Origin of the sequence: Mesorhizobium sp. M4A.F.Ca.ET.050.02.1.1 (genome assembly GCF_003997725.1) — a bacterium.
Taxonomy (GTDB): domain Bacteria; phylum Pseudomonadota; class Alphaproteobacteria; order Rhizobiales; family Rhizobiaceae; genus Mesorhizobium.
This window is the reverse complement of the sequence record NZ_RZSG01000725.1, coordinates 1-3,070: the sequence shown is the minus strand read 5'-3', so window position 1 is coordinate 3,070 and position 3,070 is coordinate 1. Positions and strand designations below refer to the sequence as shown.

Here is a 3,070-nt window from a genome sequence, read left to right as displayed (position 1 = left end):
TCGAACAGCTGCGCCCGCAGCGCCCTGATCCGCCTGGCCTGGCCGGCGCTCCGGTAATCGGCGCACCGCATGTAGCGCGGTCCCGGCACGAAGATCCGGCGCACGCAGGTGCGGTTCTCGCCGGCGGGGCTGGCGTCGGCGCCCGATAGCGCCGAAAAGCCGAACGTCGCCACCGGCAAGGGTCCCGTCACCGGCAGTCCTTCCCTGGTCAGGATCGCGCGCGCCCGCTCGCAGTAGCGCACCGAAAGCGCGGAGAAGCGGCTCTCATTGTGTCCGGCGCGGTATTTCATCACGGTGGTGCAAAGATCGCCCGCGGCCAGCTTGTTGGCCAGCGCCAGATATTCGACGCCAAGCGCGATGTTGGTGGCGGGCAGGCCGAGTTCGTCGAGCGAGCCGCGGAAGCCCAGCATGCGCGCCGTCGCCGGCATCACCTGCATCAATCCGACCTCGCCGTCAGCGCCGCGCGCCTGCGGGTCGAAGCCGCTTTCGATCTCCATCACCGCATGCGCCAGCACCGGCTCCAGCCCGTAGATCGATGCCTGGCAGCTCGCATAGGCCTTGAACGCGTCGCGCGTCCATGCCCCGCTGGCGGCGCAGCCGGTCTGTCGCGGCCGGTCGGCCATCCGTTCGACGGAGGATCGTTCCGAGGCGCCGGCATTCGTGCCTAGCAGGACAAAGCCGGCCATGCAGATTCCGGAAAAGCGTCCGACGCTTTTCCGGCAAGAATCCGCGACAAGCAAGAAACCTTGGGCGACCGCTGCGGCGATCGCCCTCGACAGTTTTCTCTTTTCCGTCATCGCCAGCCGGCCGGCGTGCTGGCGGTCAGTGCATGTATTCGACCATGCGATCGTGGAAGCACTCGCATTTGTTGAGCGTGTCTTCGTCCTTGTAGTTCGTCTTCAGGTAGCCATAGGCCATGCCGCAGTAGGCCTTGGCTTCCGAAGCCCAGACGAAGGCGGGGCGCGACGAGTTGATCCACTCCGGGCTTTTGGCGACGGCGACCGACTCGTCCATCAGTTTCACCACCTGGGCCTTGAGGTCGACGATGTTGTCGGTCAGCACCAGGTTGGAAGTCCCGACGGTGCGGCAGTAATCGGCCGCCGGGCCTTCGATGATGTCGGCGGCACGCCCTGCCGATCCGACCAGCAACAGTGCCGCGGCTGAGACCAGCAGTCTTGCGGAACGCTTCATGATAAAGTCCCCTCCAGAATCCTAATATTCGAGTTGCTAATACATAGCATGGCCAAGTCCCGTTGCGCCATGCCGCTAGACCACATTTGCCGTCGTCGTATGCGTGGTCGTCCCATCGTCGTAGAGCAGCGTGATGGTGTTGGCCGCCGGGTGGTTCGTGAGTTGCGCCACTTCGACGAAGTTGGCCGGATTTCCCGAACCGCTGGTGTCGACACTGAGCGTGCCGGTCCCCGCATCGTAGTTCACGAAGTTGCCGATGTTGCCGCCGCCCGGGGCCGTGTCGAACAGGGCGGTCAGGTCGATCTTGTCGCCTTCTCCGCCGACACCGCTGTAGTCGACGATCAGGTCCTTGATGTCGAGGTGGTCAAGCTTGAACGTGTCGGCGCCCGTGCCACCGGTGAGCGTGTCCTGGCCAGCGCCGCCAATCAGCAGGTCGTTGCCGCCAAACCCTTGCAGGATATCGTCGCCGCCGTTGCCGTTCAGCGTGTCGCCGTTGGCCGTGCCCTGCATCGTCTCGGCGTCCGCCGTGCCGGTGTAGGTGACGCCATTGGTGACGTGGACGTCCAGTTGCTGTGCCGTTGTCGTGTCGTTGTCCGCGTCCTTCAGGGTGACGTTGAAGGTCAGATCGGCGTTCTGAGCCGTCGTCGTGGTGCTGACCAGGCCGATATCGGAGATCTTGAAGCCGAGATCATTCGAATCGGAACTGATGTCTTGGGTCGTGGTGCTCGCCCCGCCGGCACCGATGGCGCCATTGAGGTTGATGGCGGTGCCGGAGATGCCCTCGTCGGTCGGGGTGATCTGCGCCCCAACCAGCACGTAATGCTGCCCAGCGGCATTGTAGTCGTTCGATTCGATGATCAACAGGCCGTCATTGTTGTCGAGGGTTACACTCGAGTAGGCGCCAGGACCGGAGCCCGGGCCCTTGAAGATGTCGGCGTTCTCTACGTACATCGCCTTGGTTGTGTATTCGTTGGTCGTCGGATCGTAGAGCTTGAGGATGACGATGAAGTCTTCGGTATTCCCGATACCGTCGAACTTCAGGAACATCGAGCTCACCTGGGCATCGGGCGTCAGGCCGGTAAATCCTGTCGGGTTCGTGGTGAAGAAGTCCATGTCCATGACTTCTCCCTTGCCCATCGTGTCGCCGGCAACGCCGTTTGCCGTGCCCGAGATGGACACGTATGTCGAGGCCTGGGTGATCAGTTCTCCGTTCACGAAGGTAAGCGTGCTGCCGTCGACCGAGCCCGCTTGCAGGTTGTTGGCTCCGGTGCCGTTGCCTGGTTCCGCGTAGCCGGTGAACTGGATGAACAGGTTCGAATTGACCTGCGCCACCGCCACTTCCGGCTGGGTGTTGTCGGTCGTCGAAGACCCCGGCTGATAGCCGGTGATGGAAGACGAATTGCTCACTGTGCTGATCGTCACCGCGGAAATCGGATCGGCCAGGTCAACGGTGTAGGTGCCCGCCACCTTGTCGAAGGTGAGTGTGCCCGTTTCCTGGGTCGTCGCTCCGCCCGTGAGATAGCTGAAGCTGATGTTGAACACAGCCTGTGTCGAGGTCTCGGAGGCCCAGGTTACGGTCGGCGCGGTGATCGCGTTCCCGGCCACGGTCCCGGCCAAGGTGATGGCGGCAAAGTCAGAATTGAGGCTGCTGTACGTGGAATGGCTGTCAGCTCCGATGGAGTAGTCGAACACGCCGGTTCCGCTGACGGTGCCGCTGTTGGCGAAATAGAGGTCCGTCTTGTCGAGAACCGTCGGGACGTCGTCGTCGAAGCCGATGTTGCCGCCCAGATCGGTGCTCACCGTCGAGGTCGCCTGGTCGTGGTCGCCATCGGTCACCGTCGCCGTCGCCGACAGCGTCACCAGGCCGCTGCCGAGGTCG

Annotated in this window: 2 protein-coding genes and 1 pseudogene; all 3 read right to left on the bottom strand. The window is 63.3% G+C overall.

Translation table 11 applies throughout. The features are described 5' to 3' along the window. On the bottom strand, nt 1-686 hold a 686-nt coding region (locus tag EOA33_RS30065), incomplete at its 3' end, for a transglycosylase SLT domain-containing protein (protein ID WP_127407294.1). A 136-nt stretch (nt 687-822) separates the two neighbouring features. Further along, entirely contained in the window at nt 823-1,191 is a 369-nt protein-coding gene (locus EOA33_RS30060) for a hypothetical protein (RefSeq protein ID WP_126056484.1), read from the bottom strand. A gap of 75 nt (nt 1,192-1,266) precedes the next feature. Continuing rightward, nucleotides 1,267-3,070: pseudogene (locus EOA33_RS41390) on the bottom strand (hypothetical protein); the annotation flags it as partial.

Excerpts from the sequence above, each read along its gene's own strand:
- EOA33_RS30060 (WP_126056484.1), bottom strand. The coding sequence starts at position 1,191 with ATGAAGCGTTCCGCAAGACTGCTGGTCTCAGCCGCGGCACTGTTGCTG.